Genomic DNA, 24,694 nt, shown 5'->3' on the forward strand with positions numbered 1-24,694 from the left:
CAGCGGGGATAAATCCCCTCGCCACAGAAGACCCCACAGGATTTAAGAGCGGGCCAACTCCAACAGCTTCCCTCGCCATGCCGCCTTCGCCGGCAACGCCAGGAACGACGCGTTCAACAGCGACTCGCGCGGTGGATAACAGAACACTTCGCCGCTCAGGTCCAACACCTCGCCACCCGCGCCCTCCAGGACGCCTTGCGCGGCAGCGGTGTCCCACTGGGAGGTCGGTGCCAGCCGTGGATAGCAATCGGCCGCGCCTTCGGCCACCAGGCAAAACTTCAATGAACTGCCGATATTGGCCAATTGCAACTTGCCCAGGCTGTCGCTCAGGCCAGCCAGGAGACGTTCCTGCTCCGGGCTGGTATGGCGACGGCTGGCGACCACGGTGAAGGCCTCGCCAGGCGCAAGCTCGTGGCGAACCGCAATGGGCGAAGGCTCGCCGCCCTGCTCGCCACGCCAGGCACCCAGCCCCGCGCCACCGACGTAAAAGCGTCCACTGGTGGGCATCGACACCACGCCGAACACCACCCGGCCCTGCTCGATGAGTGCGATGTTGACGGTGAACTCTTCGCTGCCGGAGATGAACTCCTTGGTCCCGTCCAGCGGGTCGACCAACCACCAGCGTTGCCAGCCGGCACGCACGCTTCGGGCAATGTTGGCGTCTTCTTCGGAGAGGATCGGAATATCCGGGGCCAGTGCCGTCAGCCCGGCCACGATCACGTCGTGGGCGGCCATGTCTGCGGCGGTCACCGGCGACGCGTCAGCCTTCTGGACAACCTGCACATCAGCCCGCCAGAACGGCAGGATCGCCTCACCGGCCTTGAGCGCCAATTCGACCACGGGAGCCATCAGAGAGTGGGGAAAATTCATGACAGCAACGCTCCACGCTGGGTCAGCAGGTCACGGGCCAGGTACAGCGCCGCCAAGGCTCGCCCCTCCGTGAACTGGGGGTTCTGTGCCAGGGCCAACAACTCATGCAGGTTGACCTTGTCCACGCGCATCGGCTCGGGCTCATCGCCCTCCAGCCGTTCTTCATACAGGTCGGTGGCCAACACCACCTGGATTTTCTGGCTCATGTAGCCAGGGGACAGCGACAATTCGGTCAAATGCTCCAACTGACGCGCACCGAAACCGGCCTCTTCCTTGAGTTCACGCTCGGCCGCCGCCAACACATCCTCACCCGGCTCGATCAGGCCCTTGGGCAAGGACAGTTCGTAAGCGTCGGTACCACCGCAGTATTCCTCCACCAGCACGGCATGCTCGGCATCGAGCATCGCCACGATCATCACCGCGCCGTAACCGGTGCTCTGCCCCGCCAACCGCTCATAGGTGCGCTCCACACCGTTGGAAAAACGCAATTTGAGTTCTTCCACGCAAAACAGGCGGCTGGTGGCGACGATCCGACGATCGAGTATGGTGGGTTTCTGGCGCATAAACGGCTCCCTGGGCGATAGCGGGCTACTATACCCGGCCTATTCTGATTGTTTGTGTCGGATATCCGATTACCGCTGGAGAAGTTTTATGGCCTTGTTGCCCTGGCATGAGATCGACACGGTTCTGCTGGACATGGACGGCACCTTGCTCGACCTGCATTACGACAACCATTTCTGGATGGAACACCTGCCCCAGCGCTACGCCGAGCTGCACGGTGTAAGCCGCGCCATGGCCGAGCTGGAATTGCAGCCGCTGTTCGAGCGCCACGCGGGCCAGTTGCAATGGTATTGCCTGGATTTCTGGAGCACCGAGTTGAAACTGCCGGTGCGGGAACTGAAGCTGGAAACCGCCCACCTGATCGCCTTGCGCCCGGATGCGGACACATTCCTGGCGGCGCTCCAGCAGGCCGGTAAACGGGTGGTGATGATCACCAACGCCCACCGCGATTCGTTGTCCCTGAAACTGGAACGCATTGAGCTGGCACCTTACTTCGAGCGCTTGATCAGCTCCCACGACTACGGTTTCCCCAAGGAAAACCCGCAATTCTGGGACGCGCTGCAAGCCGACCTGAATTTCGACCCGGCCCGCAGCCTGTTCATCGACGACACCCTGCCGGTGTTGCGCAGCGCCCGGGCGTTCGGCGTCGCGCACCTGCTGGCCGTCAGCGAGCCGGACAGCCGCAAGGGGCCGAAGGATACGGGGGAGTTCGACGCGCTGGGGGACTATCGGGACCTGATCGAAGGGCTATAACGCGAACCCTGTGGCGAGGGAGCTTGCTCTCTCGCCACAGGGGGTGTTAATCGGGAATACGCAACACCTGCCCCGGATAGATCTTGTCCGGGTGCTTCAACATCGGCTTGTTGGCTTCGAAAATCTTCTGGTACTTGTTCGCATCGCCGTACTCGGCCTTGGAGATAGCGCTGAGCGTGTCGCCCTTCTTCACGGTCACGAAGCGCGCTTCTTTCGCCACCGGCCCGGTCACGGTGATCCGGTCGTCGACACTGCCGACACCCGCGATGTTGCCCACGGCCAACAGGATCTTTTCCTTCTCTTCCTGGCTCGCGACCTCCCCGGTGATGATGACTTTGTCCCCTTCGAGGGTCGCCTGGACATTCGGATTACCCAGGCCGATCTCCCTGATGTGGGTTTTCAACTGCTCGCCAGCGTTGGCATTCCCGGGGGTCAGCAGGTCGATCAGTTTTTCACCGGCCTCCTTCACAAAACTGAAAATACTCATGACGTGCTCCTTGGTTTTGGATCCAGACCTTTAATCCTAGACCAAGCCAGACGGACCCGTGCCCTGCCCGACCAATGACCACACCCTGGGCAAAGCGCTAGAATTCATTACTTCCCGCGCCCCGGAGCGAAGATGGACATCAAGCAGCTGAAATTTCTCATCGCGCTGGACGAAACCCGTCACTTCGGCCAGGCCGCCGCCCGCTGCCATATCACCCAGCCAACCTTGTCGATGCGCCTGCGCAGCCTTGAGGAAGAGCTCGATCTGCCGCTGGTCAACCGTGGCCAGCGCTTCGAAGGCTTCACCGCACCCGGGGAACGGGTGTTGGCGTGGGCACGCACGGTGCTGGCCGCCTATGACGGCTTGCAAGCCGAAGCCGCCGCCTGCCGTGGCAACCTGGCGGGCACCCTGCGCCTGGGCGTGGTGCCCATGTCGGACTTCGACCCGTTGTCGATGATGCAGCGCCTGCACGCTGAGCACCCGAACCTGCGCTTCGAATTGTCCTCCTTGAGTTCCGAGCACATCCTTGAACACCTGGCGAACAACCGCATCGACCTGGGTATTTCTTACCTGGAGCGCCTGGACAACGAGCGTTTCGAGGCCCTGCCCTTCAGCCCCACCCGCATGGGCCTGCTGTACGACCAGCGGTTTTTCTTCTTTGGCGAACAACCGCTGAGCTGGGAGGCACTGATTGAACTGCCGCTCGGTATGCTCACCAGCGGTATGCATTTTCGCCAGTCCATCGACCACAATTTCCACAGTCGCGGCCTGGCACCCCAGCCCTTGTTGCAAACCGACGCCGTGCATCAGTTGTTACAAGCTGTGCACGGTGGCCTGTGTTGCGCGGTGATCCCCATGGACAGCGGCCTGAACTTCCTCGCCGAAGACTTGCGCATCCAACCTATCGAAAGCGCACAGACATTGGTGTCGCTGGGCTTGATCATGCGACGTGGCGCACCGCGATCAGCCTTGGCCGAGGCGTGTTTTGCGCTCTACCAGCAATCAACAACGACATCTTGATCGACGTCATCTATTGAAGGATCAGTAATAGCGATTAGACGTGGCAGATTGCCGCATTTAGTCTTAACACTATTCCTTCTTTCAGTGCTGCCCATGAACGACAAACCTCCGGTCTGTCCCACGCCCACACCGCAAGGTCCCACGCCGGACGCCAGCCATCGCTATCACTACAGCAATCTGAACCACTCCCGGTCGGACAGTACCGATCTGGCCGAGGAAGTGGCGTTGGCGATCGCCTATAACGGCATCAGCCAGGCCGTCATGCTGGTGACCCCCACCGACCTTGAAGACTTCATCGTCGGCTTCAGCCTCGGCAGCGGCATCATCGAAGACCTCTCGGACATTTATGACCTGCAGTTGAGCGGCACCGGTTCTGCGCAAAACGCCCAGGTGACCATCGCCAGCCGTGCCTTCTGGCGGCTCAAGCAACAGCGTCGGCAACTGGCCGGCACCAGTGGTTGCGGGCTCTGCGGCGTGGAAGCCCTTGAGCAGGCGCTGCCAGACCTCAAGGCGCTGCCAGGCGCACCGCTGCCACCCGCGCAGTGGCTCGACGGTTTGCGCCAGGACATCGGCCAATTCCAACCCCTGGGCCAGCACTGCGGGGCCGTGCACGCGGCACTGTTCATGGACGCCCAAGGCCAATTGCTGCTGGGCCGCGAAGACATCGGTCGGCACAACGCCCTCGACAAGCTGATCGGCGCGCTGCTCCGGCAACAGATCCCGGTGGCCGGTGGCGTAGCGATCGTCACCAGTCGCTGCAGCCTCGAATTGATCCAGAAAGTCCTGCGCGCCGGTATCCAGACCCTGGTCAGCCTGTCGTCACCCACCGGCCTCGCCGTGCAATGGGCGCGCCGTCACAACCTCAATCTCATTCACCTGCCGCAAAAAAGTGCGCCGCGGGTCTACAGCCCTGCGATGGAGAACCAAGCGTGAGCAAGCATCAACAAGCCGACCAGAAACCCATGCCGCGCTACAAGCCCTACAAGGGCCCGGCCGGGGGGTGGGGCGCGTTGATCAGCGTCGCCCAGGCCTGGCTGACCAGCGACAACGCGCTGAAAAACATCCGGATGATGCTCAAGACCAACCAGAACGGCGGCTTCGACTGCCCTGGCTGCGCCTGGGGTGACTCACCGGAAAGCGGCATGGTGAAGTTCTGTGAGAACGGCGCCAAGGCGGTGAACTGGGAAGCGACCAAACGCCGCGTCGACGCGGCATTCTTTGCCAGGCACAGCGTGACCGCGCTGCTGGCGCAGAGCGACTATTGGCTCGAATACCAAGGCCGCCTGACCGAGCCGATGAGTTACGACGCCGAGACCGACCGCTATAAACCCATCAGCTGGGACGCAGCTTTCGCCCTCATCGGCAAGCACCTGCAAGGGCTGTCCAGCCCGAACCAGGCCGAGTTCTATACCTCGGGCCGGGCCAGCAACGAGGCAGCCTACCTGTATCAGCTGTTCGTGCGCGCCTACGGCACCAACAACTTTCCCGACTGCTCGAACATGTGCCACGAGGCCAGCGGCGTGGCGCTGGCCCAGAGTGTGGGCGTGGGCAAGGGCACGGTGACCTTCGACGATTTCGAGCACGCCGACGCGATTTTCGTCTGGGGCCAGAACCCCGGCACCAACCACCCGCGCATGCTCGAACCACTGCGCGAAGCGGTGAAGCGCGGCGCCCAGGTGGTCTGCATCAACCCGCTCAAAGAGCGAGGCCTGGAGCGTTTCCAGCATCCGCAGAACCCGCTCGAAATGCTCACCAACGGCAACAAGCCCACCAACACCGCCTATTTCCGTCCAGCCTTGGGTGGCGACATGGCGATATTGCGCGGCATGGCCAAGTTCCTGCTGCAATGGGAACGAGATGCGCAAAAAACCGGCGCGCCGGCGGTGTTCGACCACGCGTTCCTCAATGAACACAGCGCCAACGTGCTGGATTACCTGGCCGCCGTCGACGACACGCCTTGGGAACAGATCGTCGGGCAGTCGGGCTTGACCCTGGTGGAAATCGAGCAAGCGGCGCGCATGTACGCCAACAGCAAGAGCGTGGTCATGTGCTGGGCGATGGGGATCACCCAACACCGACATTCGGTGGCGACCATCCAGGAAATCGCCAACGTGATGATGCTGCGCGGCAACATCGGCCGGCCAGGCGCCGGGCTGTGCCCGGTTCGCGGCCACAGCAACGTGCAGGGCGACCGGACCATGGGCATCAACGAGTGCCCGCCAGCGGCGTTCCTCGACGCGCTGGAGCGGCGTTTCCAGTTCAAGACCCCGCGCGCAAACGGCCACAACGTGGTCGAGGCGATCCACGCCATGGCCGACGGCCAGGCCAAGGTGTTCATCGCCCTGGGCGGCAACTTCGCCCAAGCCACGCCGGACAGCCATCGGACGTTCCAGGCCTTGAGCAATTGCGACCTGACGGTGCAGATCAGCACCAAGCTCAACCGCAGCCACCTGGCCCACGGCAAGGAAGCGCTGATCCTGCCTTGCCTGGGACGCACCGACATCGACCTGCAAACCGAAGGTTCGCAAGCGGTGACCGTTGAAGACTCTTTCAGCATGGTCCACGCCTCCAAAGGCCAGTTGCAGCCGCTGTCGAACCAGATGCGCTCCGAACCGTGGATCATCGCCGGCATGGCTGCCGCCACGCTGGGTAGCCGCCCGGTGGACTGGAACTGGCTGGTGGCCGACTATGATCGCATCCGCGACCTGATCGCCGACACCGTGCCGGGCTTCAAGCATTTCAACGAAAAGCTCAAGCATCCCGGGGGGTTCTACCTGGGTAACAGCGCCGCTGAACGTCGCTGGAACACCGCCTCGGGCCGCGCCAACTTCAAGCCCAACCTGTTGCCGACCGACCTGGTGCATGAACGCACTCGTGCCACCGGCCAATTGCCGGACCTGATCATGCAGTCGATGCGCTCCCACGATCAGTACAACACCACCGTCTACGGCCTGGACGATCGTTATCGCGGCGTGAAGGGCCAGCGGGACGTATTGTTCGTCAACGAAGCGGACATCATCCGCCTGGGCTTCAAGCCAGGTCAGAAGGCCGACATCGTCTCGCTCTGGGATGATGGACGTGAACGGCGGGTGAAGGGTTTTACCTTGCTGGCATTCGACATTCCTGCCGGGCAGGCCGCAGCCTACTACCCTGAAGTGAACCCGCTGGTGCCGCTGGAGAGCACGGGCGACGACAGCCACACGCCGACGTCGAAATTCGTGGCGATCCGCCTGGAAAGGCCAAGCGAGAACGGGTTGATCCTGGCCAAGTCGGCCTGAGACACCTTTGGAGGGATCATGGATGTCCCTTCGCCAAAAAGCACTTTCCAGCGCCCACAAAAAAGGCCGTTTTCCATAGAAAACGGCCTGTCCAAGTAGCTAAAGACCGGCGAAAAGACGTTAAGTTCCGGCCAAAAAACAATAACTTATAGAGTTGTGCACAAGTCGTGTTATTCGTCGGATTTCGATTGTAACCAAGCGAAGCCAGCCTCAGGATCGCGCCCGTCATCCCTTTGAGGCTCCTCTATGAAGTTCTCCTCCATTCTCTTGTTGTCCCTTGGCCTGATCAGTGGCGTCGCGTCTGCCGGCGGCACCGCCGAAGCAGGTGTCGGCGGCGCATTGGGCGGGGTTCTGGGTTCGGTCGTCGGCCAGTCCCTGGGCGGTAACACCGGCTCCACCATCGGCGCAGCGCTGGGCGGCGCGGGTGGTAGTGCGGTTGGCGCCGACAGGCACAGCCGCGGCGAAGCGGCAATCGGCGGCGCGCTGGGCGCAGCTGGCGGTAACGTGGTCGGCCGCAGTGTGGGCGGCACCACCGGTAGCCTGATCGGCGCCGCAGCGGGCGGTGGCGCCGGTGGCGCGCTGGGTAACTACATGGGCAAGGACGATGACGACGATCGTCGCTATGAGGGTCGCCGCGGTGACCGCCGCTACTACCGTGATGACCATCCCGGTCGCGGTCATGCCTATGGGCATCGCAAACATCATCATCGCTACTACCGCGACTAACAGCTGACGTCCATCGCAGCTGTTAAGGATCGCAGCCTCCAGCAGCCACGGCTGAGCGGAGGCTGCGATTTTTCGTTTCAGACCACCTCATCGCGAACTCCACCACCTCTGAGCGGATATGGCTACGACAGGCTTTTCGGAAGCGGACTACCGCTTCTGAAGCACGTCTTACAGAAGGCTTGTAGGATCCGCCTGATAATCGAGCGGAAAGTGATGACAGGCTGCTAACTCCGAAACAGCCCCCTGACCCAAGCGTCAGACACCGGTAAACGCCCTACACAACCTGTCCCTTCAGGCCATATTGCGGCGTCCGGACAGTGCTCTCTATAGTCCGCGATTCGATTAGGAAATCGGACTGAGAGGCCCGAATGCACACAGACAACCCGACCGCCAACCGTTACCAGCGACTCAACGGCACACCGATTCTGGCCATCGACACCGAAGCTGACATCCAAGACCTCTGCGACGCCGCCGCCCAACGCATCCGCGCCTCCAGCGACCTGCTCGAAACCCTGCACTGCCTATGCTTCAAACACGCCGATGTGAGGGATATCCCGAGCATCGTGCATGCGTTGTATCTGTTGGTTCAGGATGGCAGCGAGTTGCTGGAGGTTGTGCGGCAGCGGTTGCGTTGAGGGTTGGGCTTAAGTTCGATAATCAGTCGTGGGACGTTAGATAAAAATCCAATCCTTCAGGAAAAACCACCGACGCCAACTGCTCAATTTCATGCACCTGTTCTGCAGAAAGCTTGAAATCTGCCCCGATGTGGTCTTGGTTGCTCATCCACCGCATCACAGGCTTCAAGTCTTCTACGGACAAGTTAATGCTTTGCTTAAATACCGACTCATCCTTACCTGGGCAAAAACCTAGCATACCGAAAAGCATAAATCTCTTTCTCTCGCTTTATCAGAATTTTCTCTGCGTTGCTTTGCATATAACCGAGCCTTTCACTTACTACACACGCCGAGCATCACCGAAAATTTCCTGCCTATTTCGCTATGCATAGTCGTTGCAGCTAATTTGAAAAATGTATGCAGGATCGTAAAGTCTTTTCCCCAAGAGTTTTTCCAACTCATTCAGCTGTGAGCTTGTCAGATCATAACCCTCCCATCCCTGCTGCTCACTTGTCCAGCACATAATATTTTTCAATTTTTCGTCACAACCATCAGGTAATTTTTCCTCAAAAGCGAGGAATCCTGTTTTCTTATCGAAGGCTTCCACAATATAGATCATGGCTCGACGCTCCTGGTTTTATCTGCGGATTTTGTTTGTTCACCGGTTATCGGATCATACTCGCCTAGATGTAACCCTCGCTTGTTATACACTTCTACTGTCCCGTGCTGAGAGTCCCACTCATAAATATGTCCTTTTGGAGTTTTCCAACGTTTCCTAAGAGCTCCTCCACCTTTAACACGGGTTTTACGATCGGTGCGCACTGCATCTGGAAAAGCAATCAACTTCTCTGGTGCTTTATAGTACTTGTGATCGCCTGGAATGTTGAAAACTATGTATAACGGCGAAACCCCAGACCCCACCGGAAACACAAGAATGAAGTCCCTGTACTCCGGCGGATAAATCGGATTGACAATGATGCTGTCTGCCGCAGGCGTCGGTGGGAAAATCCAGATGTGCGGAGCCTGGGGTGCGGCCTCCAAGGCCGGGATGCCCAGCGTGGCGGAAGGATCGACCGCTGGCGTCCAGATCAACTCGATCCCGTTGCCGAAATCCGCGACCTGCTGCTCGCCGCGTGCCTGAAAGGTCACCACCGGGATCATTTCCCAGTCCCGTCGCGCCTGGGTGTTATAGCGGTATCCCTTGAGCGTGCCATCGGCCCGGGTTTCGATACGCAGTCGAACCCGGGTGCGGGCCTGCTCCAGCGAGCGCAGTTGCTCTTCGGTGTACAACGAACCGTCACCCAAGTTCGCGGGTGCGAGCAACCCCACCAGGCCAATCAAGGTGCCCGCCGCCACGGGTGCGGTGATTGCGCCTGCTATTGCACCAGCACCCACTTCGCCGGCAGACAGAGCAGCGCCGCCCAAGGCGAATGTGCCGACGCTTGCCGGCAACGCCCCGCTGATTTTTTTCAGCGGTATATGCCCTGACTCGCTTACCTCGCGCCCACCCAGCAAGGTAAGTGCCCCGTACTCTTTAACGAGTTCCGTCGGGATATAACCGCGAGGGTGCTGGTAATCAATCAGTGACTCAGGCAACTGGCACGACTTGGCGAACACGCAACCTTTCATAACCGGACGCGGTTCTTCCCGAAGTCGACCCAGGCGTTCCTTCATGTAGGCCAGTTGCCTGCCCAGCATGTCCTCATAGGCATGTTGATCGGCGTCTCTCTTCGCCAACTCGCTGGGGGTCATGTCCCGCAAGACCTTGATCCGCCAATCGCCGCCCTGGTACTCCCAGACCTGAGGCGGGGCGTTTTTTCCTTTCGTCATGCGTCGTCCTTACTCGGTCGCTTTACCCCTGGTGAAGGGCATGGCAAACCTTACCGAGCAACCGGAGGCACGCTTACCAGACGATTCCTAGACTGTCGTGGGACCTTTCCCCTTTCCCCGACGAAGACAAATAGCAGCGCAAAAAAAACCGCCCTCGAAAGGGCGGTTTCTTATTCGCTGGTGGAGCCTTACAACTGCGGCCCAGCAGCCTTGATCGCGTCGCTCACGTCGAACTTCTTGAAGTTCTCGGTGAACAAGCCGGCCAGCGCCTTGGCAGCTTCGTCGTACGCGGCCTTGTCAGTCCAGGTGTTGCGTGGGTTCAGCAGGCCAGTCTCAACGCCAGGAACAGCCAGCGGCACGTCCAGGTTGATGATGTCCAGGTGCTCGGTTTGCGCACCGATCAGCGCGCCGCTCTGGATGGCCGCGATCACCGCACGGGTGGTCGGGATGTTGAAGCGCTTGCCGACGCCGTAGCCACCGCCGGTCCAGCCGGTGTTGACCAGGTAGACCTTGGAGCCGAAGCCACGGATACGCTTGATCAGCAGCTCAGCGTATTCACCGGCAGGACGCGGGAAGAACGGAGCGCCGAAGCAAGTGGAGAACGTCGACTTGATGCCGCTGCCCGAGCCCATTTCGGTCGAGCCCACCAGTGCGGTGTAGCCGGACAAGAAGTGGTAGGCGGCTTGTTCTTCGCTGAGGATCGACACAGGCGGCAGTACGCCGGTCAGGTCGCAGGTCAGGAAGATCACGGCGTTGGGCTCGCCACCGAGGTTCTGCGCGGAACGCTTCTCGACGTGTTCCAGCGGGTAGGCGGCACGGCTGTTCTGGGTCAGGCTGCCGTCGGCGTAGTCGGCCTTCTTGGCGGCGTCCAGCACAACGTTTTCCAGCACCGCGCCATGCTTGATGGCTTTCCAGATGACTGGCTCGTTCTTCTCGGACAGGTCGATGCACTTGGCATAGCAACCGCCTTCGATGTTGAACACCACGCCCTCGCCCCAACCGTGCTCGTCGTCACCGATCAGGTAACGGCTTTCATCGGCGGACAGGGTGGTCTTGCCGGTGCCCGACAAACCGAAGAACAGGGTGACATCACCTTCTTCGCCGATGTTGGCAGCGCAGTGCATCGGCAGCACGTCGGCGGCCGGCAGCAGGAAGTTCTGCACGGAGAACATGGCTTTCTTCATTTCACCGGCGTAACGCATGCCAGCGATCAGCACCTTCTTCTGGGCGAAGTTGAGGATCACGCAACCATCGGAGTTGGTGCCATCACGCTCTGGAACGCATTCGAAGTTGGCAACGTTGAGAACCTGCCACTCTTCGCGGCCCGCCGGGTTGTACTGGGCCGGGTTGATGAACAGGCAACGACCGAACAGGTTCTGCCAGGCAGTCTGGGTGGTCATTTTCACGGCCAGGTAGTGCTCTTGGGCAGCACCTACATGCACATGGGAAACGAAATGCTCTTGCGCGTTGTTGAACGCCTCGACGCGAGCCCACAGGGCATCGAACTTGTCGGCCGGGAACTTGCGGTTGATCGGGCCCCAAGCGATGGCGTCCTGGGTGGTTGGCTCTTCCACGATGAAACGGTCGACTGGCGAGCGACCGGTACGGTGACCGGTACGGACAACCAGCGCGCCAGTATCGGCAAGCTCGCCTTCACCGCGATTCAGGGCTTCTTTGACCAGTTCATCGACACTCAGATCGGTGTACACGGCGTTATTGGCTTGCGTCATGAGATTCCCCGTCGGCCCTTGGCCGAGTGCTCCAAACGTTTTGTAGTAGGAAGTCGCGCACTACTACCCGAAAAAAGTGGGCCGGATTATGCCAGAAACGCCCAAAAAAAGTAGGGCCCTCCCGTCAGTACGGCGTAAATCCGGCGTTTGACAGGAGATTTACCTGCGCTGAACCGTTTTAGTGACGAGTATCTGACGGTGCGTCGACACCCGCACCGGCGAACAATTGAGCCACGTCCGCCGCGTCGAACAGATAGCGCTCGTTGCAAAACTGGCAATCGATCTCGACGGCGCCGCCGTGCTCGATCACCAGTTGCTGCGCATCTTCCTGCCCCAGACTGACCAGCGCATTGCCGGAACGTTCACGAGAGCAACTGCATTGGAAGCGCAACGGCTGCCCATCGAACAGGCGTACGGCTTCCTGGTGGTAGAGGCGATGCAGCACCGTTTCGTTGTCCAGGCCCAATAGTTCATCGGCGCTCAGGGTGCTGGCCAGAGCGGTAACGTGCTGCCAACTGGCCTCACGCTCCTCTGGATCGCGCAGGCGTTCAGCCGGCAACTGTTGCAGCAGCAGGCCACGGGCGCGCCGCCCGTCGGCGTAGAGCCAGAAGCCGGTGTTGGTCTGCTGGGACATGACGAAGTAATTGGTGAAGCATTCAGCGAGGGAGGCGCCGTCGAGGTCGACGATGCCCTGGTAGCGCTTGCCGTGGGTCGGGTCGACGGTCAGGGCCAACACGCCATTGGGCATCAGGTCGGCCAGGGTCGCGTCAGGTGCGATCTGCTCGCCGTGGTACCGGGCCAGGCCACGGATTTCACGTTCGCTGGAGCATTCGATCATCAAGAGCGGTACCGGACCTTCGGAACGCGCCTGGAGAATCAGCAAGCCATCGAACTTCAGGGTGCCGACCAACAGCGCCGCAGCGGCCATCAGTTCACCGAGCAGCTGCGCAACCGGCTCCGGGTACGGGTGCTTGGCAAGGACCTCGGCGTAGCTACGCTCCAACGCCACCAGCTCGCCGCGCACGTCGCTGTCATCGAAGATGAAACGCTGGGTGTAGTCGGTATCCGAAAAATCAGTCATAGGGTCTGGTATCTGAGGGGATGGCAAAGGATGGCGGGCATTTTATGGGCATTCCCGGTGGGTTCCAAGCAAGGTGTGGGCTTGCCTGACGAGGAGGCGTCGACAACTCCGATTTGTGGCTGGATACATTGTGGCGAGGGAACTTGCTCCCGCTGGGCTGCGCAGCAGCCCCATAACCACGCAACGCGGTGTGCCAGGAAAATATGGCCGGCAGGTTTTACGGCCGCTGCGCAGCCGAGCGGGAGCAAGCTCCCTCGCCACAACGACCGTCACGGGCTTCCAGCAACAACGCGTTACTCGCTGTTGCTGCCATGAAACTTGAACAGGTCCCGACGCTGCTTCTTGCTCGGCTTGCCATCGGTGCTGACACCCAGGGCACCGGCCTTGCGTTGCGCGGCGGCGGCTTCGCGCTTGGCAACGCTGGCCTCGGTTTCGCGGTACAGGGCCTGCGCCTCAGGCGCGCCGCGACGCACGATCGACAGTGCTTCGACCACCACGGTCTTTTCATCGAAACCGGTACGGATGACAAACTCATCGCCCACACGCGGCTCTTTGCCCGGCTTGCATCGCTCGCCCCGATGATGGACCTTGCCGCTTTCGATAGCGGCCTTGGCGAGGGCACGCGTCTTGTAGAACCGCGCCGCCCACAACCATTTATCAAGACGGACCTTGTCGTCTTCTTCCTTTTTTTGTGCCACTGCACATCCTCTTTCTGCCGATCGTCAGAACTGTACTACCGTTTTTGTCGAGCGCACGAATACGGTCCGACAGATAGAATGCCCATCGAGCCACCTTCGCCGGTACGGGTCGGCGCACGAAAGGTTACAAGTGCAAACAGACGAGTAGATAACTGTCGCCATTTTGTGATTATTCTGCGTGAATACCGCGACTCACGAAGTCCACGATCCGACGTACCGATCGCAGGTTTTTTCATTGAAGACTTTTGACCATCTGACCGTTGTCGGCCTACGCGAATGGGTGGCGCTCCCGGATCTGGGAGTCGCCGGCCTACGGGCGAAGATCGACACCGGGGCCAGTACCTCCAGCCTGCACGCCACCGATATCGAGCCGTTCGAGCGCGATGGGGAGAAGTGGGTGCGTTTCACGGCGCACCTCGGCACGGTGGTGCAATTGCGCCATCGCCGTTGCGAAGCCCCGTTGGTGACGCGCAAGACCATAAAGAGCTCCAATGGTCATGCCCAGGTCCGCTACGTGATCAGTACCACACTGGCACTGGGTGACAGGATCTGGCGGGTCGAGTTTACCCTGGCCTGTCGCAAATCCATGCGTTACCGCCTGTTACTGGGCTCCAAAGCCTTGATCGATGGCCAATTGGTGGTCAATCCAGGCGTCAAATATGTTCAAGACAAGCCGGTATTCCCGGTGTCCACTACCTCTGCCACAGGTGTTGCATGAAGATCGCTGTGCTGTCGCGTAATCCGCGTCTGTATTCCACTCGTCGCCTGGTTGAAGCCGGGACCGAACGTGGCCATGAAATGGTGGTGATCGACACCCTGCGCGCCTACATGAACATTGCCAGCCACAAGCCGCAGATCCACTACCGTGGCAAGCCGCTCGAGGGGTTCGACGCGGTGATCCCGCGCATTGGCGCATCGGTCACGTTCTATGGCTGCGCGGTACTGCGTCAGTTCGAGATGATGGGGGTTTTTCCCCTCAACGAATCCGTGGCCATCGCTCGCGCCCGGGACAAGCTGCGTTCGCTGCAACTGCTGTCACGGCGCGGTATCGGCTTGCCGGTAACCGGCTTTGCCCACTCGCCCGACGACATCCCCGACCTGATCGCCATGGTCAATGGCGCGCCGCTGGTGATCAAGGTGCTGGAAGGCACCCAGGGTATCGGCGTGGTCCTGTGTGAAACCGCGACGGCAGCGGAGTCGGTGATCGAGGCGTTCATGGGCCTGAAGCAGAACATCATGGTCCAGGAGTACATCAAGGAAGCCGGCGGTGCGGACATCCGCTGCTTTGTGGTCGGCGACAAGGTGATTGCCTCGATGAAGCGCCAGGCCAGGCCCGGGGAGTTTCGCTCCAACCTGCATCGCGGCGGCAGCGCCAGCCTGATCAAGATCACGCCGGAAGAGCGCATGACCGCCCTGCGGGCTGCCAAAGTCATGGGGCTGACCGTGGCAGGCGTGGACATCCTGCGTTCCAACCATGGGCCACTGGTGATGGAAGTCAATTCCTCGCCAGGCCTGGAAGGCATCGAGACCACCACGGGCAAGAACGTGGCGGGAATCATCATCGAGCACCTGGAAAAGAATGGCGGACCGAACATGACCCGGACCAAGGGCAAGGGCTGAGAAGCAGCTGCGAGCCACAAGCCTCAAGCTGCAAGCCGAACCGCTCTAGCTTGCAGCTTGCAGCTCATAACTCGTAGCTGCCTCTACACCGCATCCCTCGGCAGCATCAACCCCAACGGCAACCGCACCCGCGCTTCCAGGCCGCCACCTGCCCGATTACGCAATTCGACGTTGCCGCCGTGCATCGAGGCGATGCGCTTGACGATGGCCAGCCCCAGCCCCGTCCCCTTTCCGCCCCGGGCCCGATCACCCCGGGTGAACGGGTTGAAAATGGCTTCCAGCTCCGACGAATCGATGCCGGCACCCCGGTCCATGACGCTCAGCACCACATAGGGCGCATTGGTATCGCCAGACACATAGGCCGCCACTTCGACACCCGTACCGGCATGATTCAAGGCGTTGCCAATCAGGTTGTTCAACAACCGCTTCATCGACACCCGGCGCAGTGGGAACGGCTGGATCGGCTCCAGGCGCAGGTGGACCTTTTCATCGTTCTGGTTGTACGGCGCGACCACTTCCCGTACCAGTTCGCTAAGGTCCACCTCCTCGACGGACTCGTCACGACCGTCGCGAATGAACGCCAGGAACTGGTCGAGAATCGCGTCCATGTCTTCAATGTCGCGGACCATGTCATCGGTCAGGTCGGTGTGCTCACCCATCAGCTCCAGTGACAACCTCAGGCGGGTCAACGGCGTGCGCAGGTCATGGGAAACGCCGGCCAGCATCAGCTCGCGCTCGCGGCCGGCCTGTTCGACGTCCTCGGCCATCTGGTTGAACGCGCGATAGACCTCGGTCATTTCGCTGGGCGTGTCGCTGATGGGCAGCCTCACGCTACGGCCCTGGCCGAGTTGGCGGGCGGCGTAGACCAGGCGTTTCAAGGGTTGGTTGAGCTGGCTGACGAAGATCCATGCCGACGCCGTCGACAACAGGCCGATGGCCAGGAACCAGCCGAGGACGTTCCAGATTTTCTGGCCGCGCAGCGGATGCGGATACAACGGCACCTTCAGCCAGCCATCCCCCAGGCTCGGCGCACGAACCCACAGTGCCGGAGGCGAATGCATACGCAACCTTACCTCGGTATCGGCACCGAGTTCGGCCTGCATTTGCCGCTGGTAAATCTCGCTGTAGGGCCAGTGTTGCTCACCCTCCGGCACACCGGCACCGACCACCCGGATCAGGGTCGCCGCTTCGGCGATCTTCGCCCGATTGTTTTCATCGGCAGCCCAATAGGCCCGCAGGGTCAAGGCGACACCGTGGCTGTATTGGCGGTCCACCAGCACGTCTTCGTTCATGAGCAGGTAGACGAGCGTCAGCGCCTTGGAGAAGAGCACGACGATCAGCACCAGCCAGAGGGTGCGAGAGAAAAAACTCTGGGGGAACCAAACCGGGGTTTTCATGAATAACCGCTACACACTTGCAGGAACGAGCGATGCTCGCACAATGACGGACTGCGAGTCGCCTGGAAGAAGGTTTTCACCCCGCCAGGCCACTCGCTCCTACAAATCGCCGATCATTTGCTGGCGGCGCCGTCCGGAACGAACACATAACCCACGCCCCAGACCGTCTGGATATAACGCGGCTTGGAAGGATCGGGCTCGATCATCCGACGCAGACGGGAGATCTGCACGTCGATGGAGCGCTCCAGCGCATCCCATTCACGACCGCGGGCCAGGTTCATCAGCTTGTCGCGGGTCAACGGTTGGCGGGCGTTCATCACCAAGGCCTTGAGCACCGCGAATTCACCGGTGGTGAGCATGTGGACTTCGTTGCCGCGCTTGAGCTCGCGGGTGGCCAGGGACAATTCATAGTCACCGAAGGTCACGCTTTCATCCTCACTGCCCGGCGCGCCCGGCACGGGAGCCGACTGGCGACGCAGGACTGCCTTGACCCGGGCCATCAACTCGTCGGGGTTGAACGGCTTGGCCAGGTAATCGTCGGCGCCCAGTTCAAGACCCTTGATACGGCTCAGCTCGTCGCCCTTGGCGGTGAGCATGATGATCGGGATCTGGTTGTTGGCGCCACGCAGACGACGGCAGGCAGTGAGACCGTCTTCACCGGGCAGCATCAGGTCGAGCACCACCAGGTTGAAGACTTCCCGGGCCAGCAGCCGATCCATCTGTTCGGTGTTCGGGACAGTACGGGCGCGGTAGCCCTTGCTGACGAAAAAGCGCTCCAGCAGGCTGCTCAGCCCGGGATCGTCGTCAACGATAAGAATTTTTTCGCCTTCAGCAGTTTGTGCAGTGCTGCTCATAGGAAGCTCCTTTGATCTCGGCGCGCATTATGGCCTAGCTGCCGTTATACGCACCGTGTGCATTGTTAGCAGATTTTTCCTCTATCTCCACAAATCCAGGGATCCAGCCTACAGACCCCGTCCCCCCCTCAAGACGGAACGCTGGTTATAATGCGCGGCCCTTTGTGCCTGGGATGACCGCTTCGTGCCCTCCCAGGCGTGCCAGTTCCTGGCGTTGGCCAGGCAGCACTTTTTGAATTTCGCAGGTCAAGGCAGCCTTTTGACCCAGGCAGCGGCGCGTGCCAGGCCGCTCAACCAGTCTCGCCGAGCCCCGCTCCTGCGGTGGCGAGCCTGATTTCACAATTTGTCAGGTGGTTTTATGGACAGCATCAACAGCCGCATTGCCGAAGAACTCGGCGTACGCCCACAACAGGTCGAAGCGGCCGTCGCGCTACTCGATGAAGGCTCTACGGTGCCTTTCATCGCCCGTTACCGAAAAGAAGTGACCGGCAGCCTCGATGACACTCAATTGCGTCATCTGGAAGAGCGCCTGCGCTACCTGCGAGAACTCGACGAACGGCGCATCAGCATCCTGGCCAGCATCCAGGAACAGGGCAAGCTGACCCCCGCGCTCGAGCGCGACATCAAGCAGGCCGACACCAAGACCCGCCTCGAAGACTTGTACCTCCCCTACAAGCAAAAGCGCCGCACCAAGGGTCAGATCGCCCTGGAAGCCGGCCTTGGCGAGCTGGCCGACGGCCTGTTCAACGACCCGAACCTGGCGCCGGAAACCGAAGCGGCGCGCTTCGTCGATGCCGAAAAAGGCGTCGCGGACGTCAAGGCTGCGCTGGAAGGCGCCAAGTACATCCTCATGGAGCGTTTTGCCGAAGACGCGAACCTGCTGGAAAAATTGCGCAACTTCCTCAAGCAGGAAGCCATCCTCAGCGCCCGGGTGATCGCCGGCAAAGAAGAGGAAGGCGCCAAGTTCCGCGACTACTTCGAGCATGACGAACCGCTCAAGAGCGTACCGTCACACCGCGCCCTGGCGATTTTCCGCGGTCGCAACGAAGGCATCCTCAGCTCCGCACTGAAAGTCGGTGACGAACTGCCCGGCACCATGCATCCGTGCGAAGGCATGATCGGCCAGCAGTTCGGCATCCAGAACCAGAACCGCGCCGCCGACAAATGGCTGGGCGAAGTGGTGCGCTGGACCTGGAAAGTCAAGCTCTACACCCACCTGGAAACCGACCTGCTGGGTGAGTTGCGCGACAGCGCCGAAACCGAGGCGATCAACGTATTCGCCCATAACCTGCACGATCTGCTGCTCGCTGCCCCGGCCGGTCCGCGCGCGACCCTGGGCCTGGACCCGGGCCTGCGCACCGGCTGCAAGGTGGCGGTGGTGGACTCCACGGGCAAGTTGCTGGACCACGCCACGGTCTACCCGCATGTGCCGCACAACAAGTGGGACCAGACCCTCGCCGTGCTCGCCGCCCTGTGCGCCAAGCACTCGGTGGACCTGATCGCCATCGGCAACGGCACAGCCAGTCGTGAGACCGACAAGCTGGCCGCCGAACTGATCAAGAAATACCCAGCGATGAAAATGACCAAGGTCATGGTCTCCGAGGCCGGCGCTTCGGTTTATTCCGCATCGGAACTCGCCGCCCGGGAATTCCCCGACCTGGACGTGTCGATCCGTGGCGCGGTGTCCATCGCCCGGCGTCTGCAGGATCCGTTGGCGGAGCTGGTGAAGATCGATCCGAAATCCATCGGCGTCGGCCAATACCAGCACGACGTTTCCCAATTGAAGCTGGCCCGTGGGCTGGATGCCGTGGTGGAAGACTGTGTGAACGCCGTGGGCGTGGACGTGAACACCGCTTCGGTGGCCCTGTTGGCGCGTATTTCCGGCCTCAATGCGACACTGGCGCAGAACATCGTCACCCACCGCGACGAGCACGGCGCCTTCAAGACCCGCGCCGCGTTGAAAAAAGTCCCGCGCCTGGGTGAAAAAACCTTCGAACAGGCCGCCGGTTTCCTGCGCGTCATGAACGGCGACAATCCGCTGGACTCGTCCGCGGTTCACCCCGAGGCCTACCCGCTGGTGCAACGTATCGCTGCGCAGACCGACCGCGACATCCGCTCGCTGATCGGCGACGCCGGGTTCCTCAAGCGCCTGGATCCGAAGAAATTCACCGACGAAACCTTCGGCTTGCCCACCGTGACCGACATTCTCCAGGAACTGGAGAAGCCGGGCCGCGACCCGCGTCCGGAGTTCAAGACAGCCGAATTCCAGGAAGGCGTCGAAGACCTCAAGGACCTGCAACTGGGCATGATCCTCGAAGGTGTGGTGACCAACGTCACCAACTTCGGCGCATTCGTCGACATCGGCGTGCATCAGGACGGTCTGGTACACATTTCGGCCTTGTCGGAGAAGTTCATCAAGGACCCGCGCGAAGCGGTGAAAGCTGGTGATGTGGTGAAAGTGAAGGTCATGGAAGTCGACATCCCGCGCAAACGCGTCGGCCTGTCGATGCGCATGAGCGACACGCCGGGGGAGAAAATCGACGGTGCCCGGGGTGCGCGTCCCGGCTCGACGCCCCGTCAGTCGCAGAACACCGCGCCACGCAAGGAAACCGCCACCGCAGCCCCGACCAACAACGCCATGGCCTCGCTGTTCGCCAACGCCAAGCAGTTGAAGAAACGCTGATGGACACGCCGGACGGATGGGTAAAGAGCGCGTTTTTCGAGCTGCTCGGATGCCGTCTGGACAGTTTGGGGGACGGGGTGGCGCAAGTCACCCTGGCCCTTGAGCCGACGCTGCGCAACCGTGGCGGCAAGCTGCACGGCGGCGCATTGTTCAGCCTGGTGGACATTGCCATGGGACTGGCCTGCTCCAGCGTCCATGGCTTCGACCAGCAGAGCGCGACCATCGAGTGCAAGATCAACTACATCCGCGCCGTGTCCGACGGCGAAGTGCTGTGCACCGCCCGGGTGATCCATCCGGGCCGGCGCACGCTGGTGGTCGAGGCCGAGGTGATGCAGGGCGACAAACTGGTCGCAAAAGCGCAAGGCACGTTCGCTGTCCTATAGCTGCCTGTCATCGATTTGGGGTAATTTCAACACCATGTGGGAGCGGGCTCGCTCGCTCCCACAAGGGACTGCGGCGACTAGCCTTAGGCCGCACAAAACCAGGCGAAAACGCCAGTTTCAACTTCACCCTTGTAGACCGTCCTGCCCACCCCCATATTGGGGCGACTGACGCGTGAAGGAATTTAACTTGAGCGACCTTTTAAACCGCCGCCTGGCCCTGCTCGGCGAGCGCGCCAACCTCTCCCTGCTCGAACAATGCCTGCACGGCATCGAGCGTGAATGCCTGCGCGTCACGGCCACTGGGCACCTGGCCCAGACTCCGCACCCACAGGCCCTGGGTTCGGCGCTGACCAACGAACAAATCACCACGGACTATTCCGAGTCGCTGCTGGAGTTCATCACCCCGGCCCTCGCCAATCCGGCCGACACCCTGCACAGCCTCGACAAAATCCACCGCTTTGCCTACAGCAAGCTGGACGACGAGTACCTGTGGAGCCCTTCGATGCCGTGTCCGCTGCCGGCCGAAGAGGACATCCCGATCGCGTATTACGGCACGTCGAACATCGGTCGCCTCAAGTACGTCTATCGCAAGGGCCTGGCCCTGCGCTACGGCAAGACCATGCAATGCATCGCCGGGATCCATTACAACTTTTCCCTGCCGGAAAAACTCTGGCCGCTGCTGCGGCAGAACGAAGCCGCCGAGATGAGCGACCGCGATTTCCAGTCGTCGGCGTACATCGCGCTGATCCGTAACTTCCGGCGCTACAGTTGGCTGCTGATGTACCTGTTCGGTGCCTCGCCCGCCCTGGACGCCGGCTTCCTGCGGGGGCGCCCGAATCAGTTGGAACAACTGGACCCGGACACCCTGTACCTGCCCTACGCCACCAGCCTGCGCATGAGTGACCTGGGTTACCAGAGCAATGCCCAGGCCGGCCTCACGCCTTGCTACAACGACCTGACCAGCTACACCGACAGCCTGCGCAAAGCGGTGGCAACGCCTTATGCGCCATACGTCGAAGTCGGCACGCATCAGGACGGTGAATGGGTGCAGCTCAACACCAACATCCTGCAGATCGAAAACGAGTACTACTCCAACATCCGACCCAAACGCGTGACCTACACCGGCGAGCGTCCGATCCAGGCGTTGATGGCCCGGGGCATCCAGTACATCGAAGTGCGCTGCCTGGACATCAACCCGTTTCTGCCGATGGGCATCGACCTCACCGAAGCGCGGTTCCTCGATGCGTTCCTGCTGTATTGCGGCCTGAACGACAGCCCGCAGCTTGAAAACAACGAGTGTGGCAACGCCACGAGCAACTTCCTGAGCGTGGTCAAGGAAGGCCGCAAGCCGGGCTTGCAGTTGCAGCGTCAGGGCCAATCGGTGGACATGCAGGCCTGGGCCATGGAACTGCTGGAAAAAATCGCACCGCTGGCCGCGTTGCTCGACCAGAGCCAGGGCGGCGACAACCACCGCCAGGCACTGGACGCGCAACTGGCGAAAGTCCGCGATCCCGCCCTGACACCGTCCGCCCAGGTACTGGCCGCCATGGCCGAGCACGGCGAAAGTTTCGCCCAGTTCTCCCTGCGCCAGAGCAAGGTCCACGCCGAATCCTTCCGAGCCGAGCCTTTGCCCGCCGAGGAACAAACGGCGTTCGAAGCAACCGCCCGTGAATCACTGGCCCAGCAAGCCGAGCTGGAGCAGAACGAGGTGGGGGATTTCGACGTGTTCGTGGGTTCGTATCAGGCGAGCATCCTGGCGATCAGCAACTGACTCTTCGACTGACTCTTTGACGAGCACGCTTTTGTGGCGAGGGAGCTTGCTCCCGCTGGACTGCGCAGCAGGCCCGATTTTTACGGCTGCTGCGCAACCGAGCGGGAGCAAGCGCCCTCGCCACGGTACTACTCAGCCGACGAAGGCTTTTCCCAAAGATTGATCCCGCCTTCCTGGGCAAATCCCTTGTGGGAAAGCCCGCTCCGGGCGGCGATCCGACGATGGCGCCTGCCCGGTGCAAATGGGCGGCGGTGTCGAAGCCTCGATCAACGCACCAAATGCAGGAACTGCATGTGCCGTTCGTACTGGTCGAGGATGTCATTGATGACCTGCTCGCGGCTGTAGCCCACCAAGTCATAATCCTGGCTGCCCTCGCTCAAGTACACTTCGGCACGGTAATAACGACGGTTGTTCAGCTCCTTGGAACCCATGCCACCCCGGGCGAAGGACGGCGTGAAATAGCCGCGCATCTGCACCTGGTAGATGAACGGATGCTGCTCGCCGTGGCCGATTTCCAGGCTGACGCTGTCGTTGGCCGGGTCTGGCTGGGTGATCACCGTCAGGCCTTTCTCGGCGAACACCGCCCTCACTTCCTCGATAGCGGGGCGCACTGTGGTATCGAGGAAACGATACACCTCGTCACGGGACGGAAAATGCACCGCCTGGCTCAAGCGTTGGCGCCAGCCGCCCTTGCCCCGTCGCGATGCGGACACCGGTGCCAGGGAATGCATCTGCGCGATCCGCTTCTGGGATTCCAGATAAAACGCCTTGTGCAGGCCCCACATCATCAACAGCAGAATCAGCGAGAACGGCAGGGACGTCAGCACCACCGCCGACTTCAGGGCATCGATGCTGCCGGAGAACAGCAAGGCGCTGGTCACCAGGGCCGTCATTGCCCCCCAGAACACCCGCAGCCACTTCGGCCCGTCTTCATCGGGGTTGCCGCCCTTGGCCGACAGGGTCGAAAGCACCACGGTGCCGGAGTCGGCAGACGTAACGAAGAACACGAAGCTGATGAACACCGTGACGGCGATGACCGTCTTGCTCCACGGGTAGGTTTCCAGCAGCAGGTAAAGGCTCATCGACGGATTATCCAGGGCCGACATGCCCAGGGCGCTCATGCCGTGGTTCAGCACTTGGTCGATGGCGCTGTTGCCGAAAATCGACATCCACGCCAGGGTGAACCCCAGGGGAATCAGCAATACGCCAAAGACGAATTCACGGATGGTGCGACCGCGGGATATCCGCGCGATGAACAGCCCCACGAACGGCGACCAGGCGATCCACCAGGCCCAGTAGAACACCGTCCAGCCGCCCAGCCAGTCGCTGGGTTCGTTGTAGGCGTACAGGTCGAAACTTTTCATCGGCAAGGCGCCGAGATAATCCCCGACGTTCTGGATCAAGGTATTGAGCAAATGCTGGGTGGGACCTGCGAACAGCACAAACAGCAGCAACGCGCAGGCCAGCAGCATGTTGATGTCGGACATCACCCGCACGCCTTTGTCGACCCCGGCCACCGCGACGATGATCGCCGCCCCCATCATCAGCACGATCAGGCCCACCTGGACCCATTGGGTGTGGGCGATGCCGAACAGATAATCGAGCCCGGAGTTGAGGTGCAGCACACCAAAACCCATGTCCGCGCCGAGGCCGAACACCGTCGCGATGATGCCGAAGCCGTCCACCGCGTAGCCGATGGGGCCATTGATGCGTTTGCCGATCAATGGGTACAGCGCCGAACGCAGGGCCAGCGGCAAATTGTGCCGATAGGCGAAATAAGCCAAGGCCATGCCGACGAAAGCAAACACGCCCCAGCCGTGCAGGCCCCAGTGCAAGAACAGGATCTGCATGGCCTGGCGCGCCGCCTGCGCCGTACCGGCCTCGCCTTGGGGCGGCTGCACCATGTGGGTCAACGGCTCGGAGACACAGAAGAAAAACAGCGTGATGCTGATCCCGGCGGCGAACAGCATGCCGGCCCAGGACAGGTAACTGAATTCGGGCTCGTCGTGGTCGGCACCGAGCTTGATCTTGCCGTAGCCGGACAAGGCGGTGACCACCACGAAGACCAGGTACAGCGTCATCGCCAGCATGTAGTACCAGCCGACCGTATTGGCCGCCCAGTTCTGCGCCGCCAGCAACCAGGCGCCGGCTTGCGCGGGCAGCATGATCACCACCAGGCCGAACAGCAGAATGAACGTCGCCGCGAAGTAAAACACTGGCCGGTTCATGCGGACCAGGCCGCTGGGAGGAAGGGACGAGGCACTCATGGACGAAGCACCTCGCAAAGCAACATCGGGACAATCGAAAACGGACTCGGCAAAGGCAAGCCTCCTGTTGT

The 24,694-nt window shown here is 61.1% G+C and carries 23 protein-coding genes; 11 read left to right on the forward strand and 12 right to left on the reverse strand.

Translation table 11 applies throughout. From position 1 onward, the window contains the following. Positions 1-42: 42 nt before the first annotated feature. The gene (gene cysQ / locus ACODSJ_RS02015; protein ID WP_489100134.1) at positions 43-870 is read right to left on the reverse strand and encodes a 3'(2'),5'-bisphosphate nucleotidase CysQ; all 828 of its coding nucleotides are present in this window, start codon (positions 868-870) and stop codon (positions 43-45) included. Next, positions 867-1,433: an ADP compounds hydrolase NudE gene (gene nudE / locus ACODSJ_RS02020; protein WP_489100135.1), complete on the reverse strand. Its 567-nt coding sequence runs from the start codon at positions 1,431-1,433 to the stop codon at positions 867-869. The genes cysQ and nudE overlap by 4 nt, the downstream gene beginning before the upstream one ends. An 88-nt stretch (positions 1,434-1,521) precedes the next feature. Between nudE and yrfG the strand changes: the two genes are divergently transcribed. Then, on the forward strand, positions 1,522-2,184 hold the full coding sequence (gene yrfG, locus ACODSJ_RS02025; RefSeq protein WP_489100136.1) for a GMP/IMP nucleotidase: 663 nt from the start codon (positions 1,522-1,524) through the stop codon (positions 2,182-2,184). 46 nt (positions 2,185-2,230) lie between these two features. Here yrfG and lysM read toward each other — a convergent pair whose 3' ends face one another. Next, positions 2,231-2,671 (reverse strand): peptidoglycan-binding protein LysM, encoded by a 441-nt coding sequence (gene lysM, locus ACODSJ_RS02030; protein WP_489100137.1) that lies wholly within the window; start codon positions 2,669-2,671, stop codon positions 2,231-2,233. A 132-nt stretch (positions 2,672-2,803) separates the two neighbouring features. On the opposite strand from lysM, the gene ACODSJ_RS02035 reads away from it, so the two are divergent. The 5 genes from ACODSJ_RS02035 (at position 2,804) to ACODSJ_RS02055 (ending at position 8,330) form a co-directional block, all read left to right on the forward strand. Continuing rightward, a complete protein-coding gene (locus ACODSJ_RS02035) occupies positions 2,804-3,691 on the forward strand; it encodes a LysR family transcriptional regulator (protein ID WP_489100138.1) in 888 nt (295 codons plus the stop codon). Positions 3,692-3,784: 93 nt separating this feature from the next. Continuing rightward, positions 3,785-4,624 carry a formate dehydrogenase accessory sulfurtransferase FdhD gene (gene fdhD / locus ACODSJ_RS02040; RefSeq protein ID WP_489100139.1) on the forward strand — a complete coding sequence of 280 codons (840 nt, stop codon included), beginning with the start codon at positions 3,785-3,787 and terminating at the stop codon, positions 4,622-4,624. Positions 4,625-4,653: 29 nt separating this feature from the next. Continuing rightward, positions 4,654-6,969, forward strand: a complete 2,316-nt coding sequence (locus ACODSJ_RS02045; RefSeq protein ID WP_489100220.1) for an FdhF/YdeP family oxidoreductase — start codon at positions 4,654-4,656, stop codon at positions 6,967-6,969. 246 nt (positions 6,970-7,215) lie between these two features. After that, positions 7,216-7,695, forward strand: a complete 480-nt coding sequence (locus tag ACODSJ_RS02050) for a glycine zipper domain-containing protein (RefSeq protein WP_489100140.1) — start codon at positions 7,216-7,218, stop codon at positions 7,693-7,695. A gap of 368 nt (positions 7,696-8,063) precedes the next feature. Next, positions 8,064-8,330 (forward strand): hypothetical protein, encoded by a 267-nt coding sequence (locus ACODSJ_RS02055; RefSeq protein ID WP_489100141.1) that lies wholly within the window; start codon positions 8,064-8,066, stop codon positions 8,328-8,330. Positions 8,331-8,352: 22 nt separating this feature from the next. Here ACODSJ_RS02055 and ACODSJ_RS02060 read toward each other — a convergent pair whose 3' ends face one another. From ACODSJ_RS02060 to ACODSJ_RS02085, 6 genes are all read right to left on the reverse strand, one after another. Then, the gene (locus ACODSJ_RS02060; protein WP_489100142.1) at positions 8,353-8,580 is read right to left on the reverse strand and encodes a hypothetical protein; all 228 of its coding nucleotides are present in this window, start codon (positions 8,578-8,580) and stop codon (positions 8,353-8,355) included. 111 nt (positions 8,581-8,691) lie between these two features. Beyond that, positions 8,692-8,928: a DUF7683 domain-containing protein gene (locus ACODSJ_RS02065; RefSeq protein WP_489100143.1), complete on the reverse strand. Its 237-nt coding sequence runs from the start codon at positions 8,926-8,928 to the stop codon at positions 8,692-8,694. Continuing rightward, positions 8,925-10,139 carry a colicin E3/pyocin S6 family cytotoxin gene (locus ACODSJ_RS02070; RefSeq protein ID WP_489100144.1) on the reverse strand — a complete coding sequence of 405 codons (1,215 nt, stop codon included), beginning with the start codon at positions 10,137-10,139 and terminating at the stop codon, positions 8,925-8,927. Before ACODSJ_RS02070 ends, ACODSJ_RS02065 begins: the two co-directional genes overlap by 4 nt. Positions 10,140-10,327: 188 nt before the next feature. After that, the gene (locus tag ACODSJ_RS02075; RefSeq protein WP_489100145.1) at positions 10,328-11,869 is read right to left on the reverse strand and encodes a phosphoenolpyruvate carboxykinase; all 1,542 of its coding nucleotides are present in this window, start codon (positions 11,867-11,869) and stop codon (positions 10,328-10,330) included. A 178-nt stretch (positions 11,870-12,047) separates the two neighbouring features. Beyond that, positions 12,048-12,950: an Hsp33 family molecular chaperone HslO gene (gene hslO / locus ACODSJ_RS02080; protein WP_489100146.1), complete on the reverse strand. Its 903-nt coding sequence runs from the start codon at positions 12,948-12,950 to the stop codon at positions 12,048-12,050. A gap of 293 nt (positions 12,951-13,243) precedes the next feature. Next, entirely contained in the window at positions 13,244-13,648 is a 405-nt protein-coding gene (locus ACODSJ_RS02085) for an RNA-binding S4 domain-containing protein (protein WP_489100147.1), read from the reverse strand. Positions 13,649-13,883: 235 nt separating this feature from the next. Between ACODSJ_RS02085 and rimB the strand changes: the two genes are divergently transcribed. Together rimB and rimK are read left to right on the forward strand one after the other, a co-directional pair. Beyond that, positions 13,884-14,366, forward strand: coding sequence for a retropepsin-like aspartic endopeptidase RimB (rimB, locus tag ACODSJ_RS02090; protein ID WP_489100148.1), 483 nt, complete (start codon positions 13,884-13,886; stop codon positions 14,364-14,366). Next, the gene (gene rimK, locus ACODSJ_RS02095) at positions 14,363-15,268 is read left to right on the forward strand and encodes a 30S ribosomal protein S6--L-glutamate ligase (protein WP_260961481.1); all 906 of its coding nucleotides are present in this window, start codon (positions 14,363-14,365) and stop codon (positions 15,266-15,268) included. Before rimB ends, rimK begins: the two co-directional genes overlap by 4 nt. An 83-nt stretch (positions 15,269-15,351) precedes the next feature. Here rimK and ACODSJ_RS02100 read toward each other — a convergent pair whose 3' ends face one another. Next, positions 15,352-16,665: an ATP-binding protein gene (locus tag ACODSJ_RS02100; protein ID WP_489100149.1), complete on the reverse strand. Its 1,314-nt coding sequence runs from the start codon at positions 16,663-16,665 to the stop codon at positions 15,352-15,354. 113 nt (positions 16,666-16,778) lie between these two features. Further along, positions 16,779-17,519 (reverse strand): osmolarity response regulator transcription factor OmpR, encoded by a 741-nt coding sequence (ompR, locus tag ACODSJ_RS02105; RefSeq protein ID WP_260961483.1) that lies wholly within the window; start codon positions 17,517-17,519, stop codon positions 16,779-16,781. A 358-nt stretch (positions 17,520-17,877) separates the two neighbouring features. Here ompR and ACODSJ_RS02110 point away from each other — a divergent pair, with 358 nt between their 5' ends. From ACODSJ_RS02110 to gshA, 3 genes are all read left to right on the forward strand, one after another. Continuing rightward, positions 17,878-20,202 carry a Tex family protein gene (locus ACODSJ_RS02110; protein WP_489100150.1) on the forward strand — a complete coding sequence of 775 codons (2,325 nt, stop codon included), beginning with the start codon at positions 17,878-17,880 and terminating at the stop codon, positions 20,200-20,202. After that, positions 20,202-20,585: a PaaI family thioesterase gene (locus tag ACODSJ_RS02115; protein ID WP_489100151.1), complete on the forward strand. Its 384-nt coding sequence runs from the start codon at positions 20,202-20,204 to the stop codon at positions 20,583-20,585. The genes ACODSJ_RS02110 and ACODSJ_RS02115 overlap by 1 nt, the downstream gene beginning before the upstream one ends. A gap of 187 nt (positions 20,586-20,772) precedes the next feature. Continuing rightward, positions 20,773-22,356: a glutamate--cysteine ligase gene (gene gshA, locus ACODSJ_RS02120; protein WP_489100152.1), complete on the forward strand. Its 1,584-nt coding sequence runs from the start codon at positions 20,773-20,775 to the stop codon at positions 22,354-22,356. A 266-nt stretch (positions 22,357-22,622) separates the two neighbouring features. Here the strand turns inward: gshA and betT are convergent, their stop codons facing one another. Further along, the gene (gene betT / locus ACODSJ_RS02125; RefSeq protein WP_489100221.1) at positions 22,623-24,584 is read right to left on the reverse strand and encodes a choline transporter BetT; all 1,962 of its coding nucleotides are present in this window, start codon (positions 24,582-24,584) and stop codon (positions 22,623-22,625) included. Positions 24,585-24,694: the final 110 nt, after the last annotated feature.

The sequence above is a fragment of the Pseudomonas sp. FG6 genome (genome assembly GCF_057809015.1).

Coding starts and splice junctions, on each gene's coding strand:
- cysQ (WP_489100134.1), bottom strand. CDS start 870: ATGAATTTTCCCCACTCTCTGATGGCTCCCGTGGTCGAATTGGCGCTC.
- nudE (WP_489100135.1), bottom strand. CDS start 1,433: ATGCGCCAGAAACCCACCATACTCGATCGTCGGATCGTCGCCACCAGC.
- yrfG (WP_489100136.1), top strand. CDS start 1,522: ATGGCCTTGTTGCCCTGGCATGAGATCGACACGGTTCTGCTGGACATG.
- lysM (WP_489100137.1), bottom strand. CDS start 2,671: ATGAGTATTTTCAGTTTTGTGAAGGAGGCCGGTGAAAAACTGATCGAC.
- ACODSJ_RS02035 (WP_489100138.1), top strand. CDS start 2,804: ATGGACATCAAGCAGCTGAAATTTCTCATCGCGCTGGACGAAACCCGT.
- fdhD (WP_489100139.1), top strand. CDS start 3,785: ATGAACGACAAACCTCCGGTCTGTCCCACGCCCACACCGCAAGGTCCC.
- ACODSJ_RS02045 (WP_489100220.1), top strand. CDS start 4,654: ATGCCGCGCTACAAGCCCTACAAGGGCCCGGCCGGGGGGTGGGGCGCG.
- ACODSJ_RS02050 (WP_489100140.1), top strand. CDS start 7,216: ATGAAGTTCTCCTCCATTCTCTTGTTGTCCCTTGGCCTGATCAGTGGC.
- ACODSJ_RS02055 (WP_489100141.1), top strand. CDS start 8,064: ATGCACACAGACAACCCGACCGCCAACCGTTACCAGCGACTCAACGGC.
- ACODSJ_RS02060 (WP_489100142.1), bottom strand. CDS start 8,580: ATGCTTTTCGGTATGCTAGGTTTTTGCCCAGGTAAGGATGAGTCGGTA.
- ACODSJ_RS02065 (WP_489100143.1), bottom strand. CDS start 8,928: ATGATCTATATTGTGGAAGCCTTCGATAAGAAAACAGGATTCCTCGCT.
- ACODSJ_RS02070 (WP_489100144.1), bottom strand. CDS start 10,139: ATGACGAAAGGAAAAAACGCCCCGCCTCAGGTCTGGGAGTACCAGGGC.
- ACODSJ_RS02075 (WP_489100145.1), bottom strand. CDS start 11,869: ATGACGCAAGCCAATAACGCCGTGTACACCGATCTGAGTGTCGATGAA.
- hslO (WP_489100146.1), bottom strand. CDS start 12,950: ATGACTGATTTTTCGGATACCGACTACACCCAGCGTTTCATCTTCGAT.
- rimK (WP_260961481.1), top strand. CDS start 14,363: ATGAAGATCGCTGTGCTGTCGCGTAATCCGCGTCTGTATTCCACTCGT.
- ACODSJ_RS02100 (WP_489100149.1), bottom strand. CDS start 16,665: ATGAAAACCCCGGTTTGGTTCCCCCAGAGTTTTTTCTCTCGCACCCTC.
- ompR (WP_260961483.1), bottom strand. CDS start 17,519: ATGAGCAGCACTGCACAAACTGCTGAAGGCGAAAAAATTCTTATCGTT.
- ACODSJ_RS02110 (WP_489100150.1), top strand. CDS start 17,878: ATGGACAGCATCAACAGCCGCATTGCCGAAGAACTCGGCGTACGCCCA.
- ACODSJ_RS02115 (WP_489100151.1), top strand. CDS start 20,202: ATGGACACGCCGGACGGATGGGTAAAGAGCGCGTTTTTCGAGCTGCTC.
- betT (WP_489100221.1), bottom strand. CDS start 24,584: ATGAACCGGCCAGTGTTTTACTTCGCGGCGACGTTCATTCTGCTGTTC.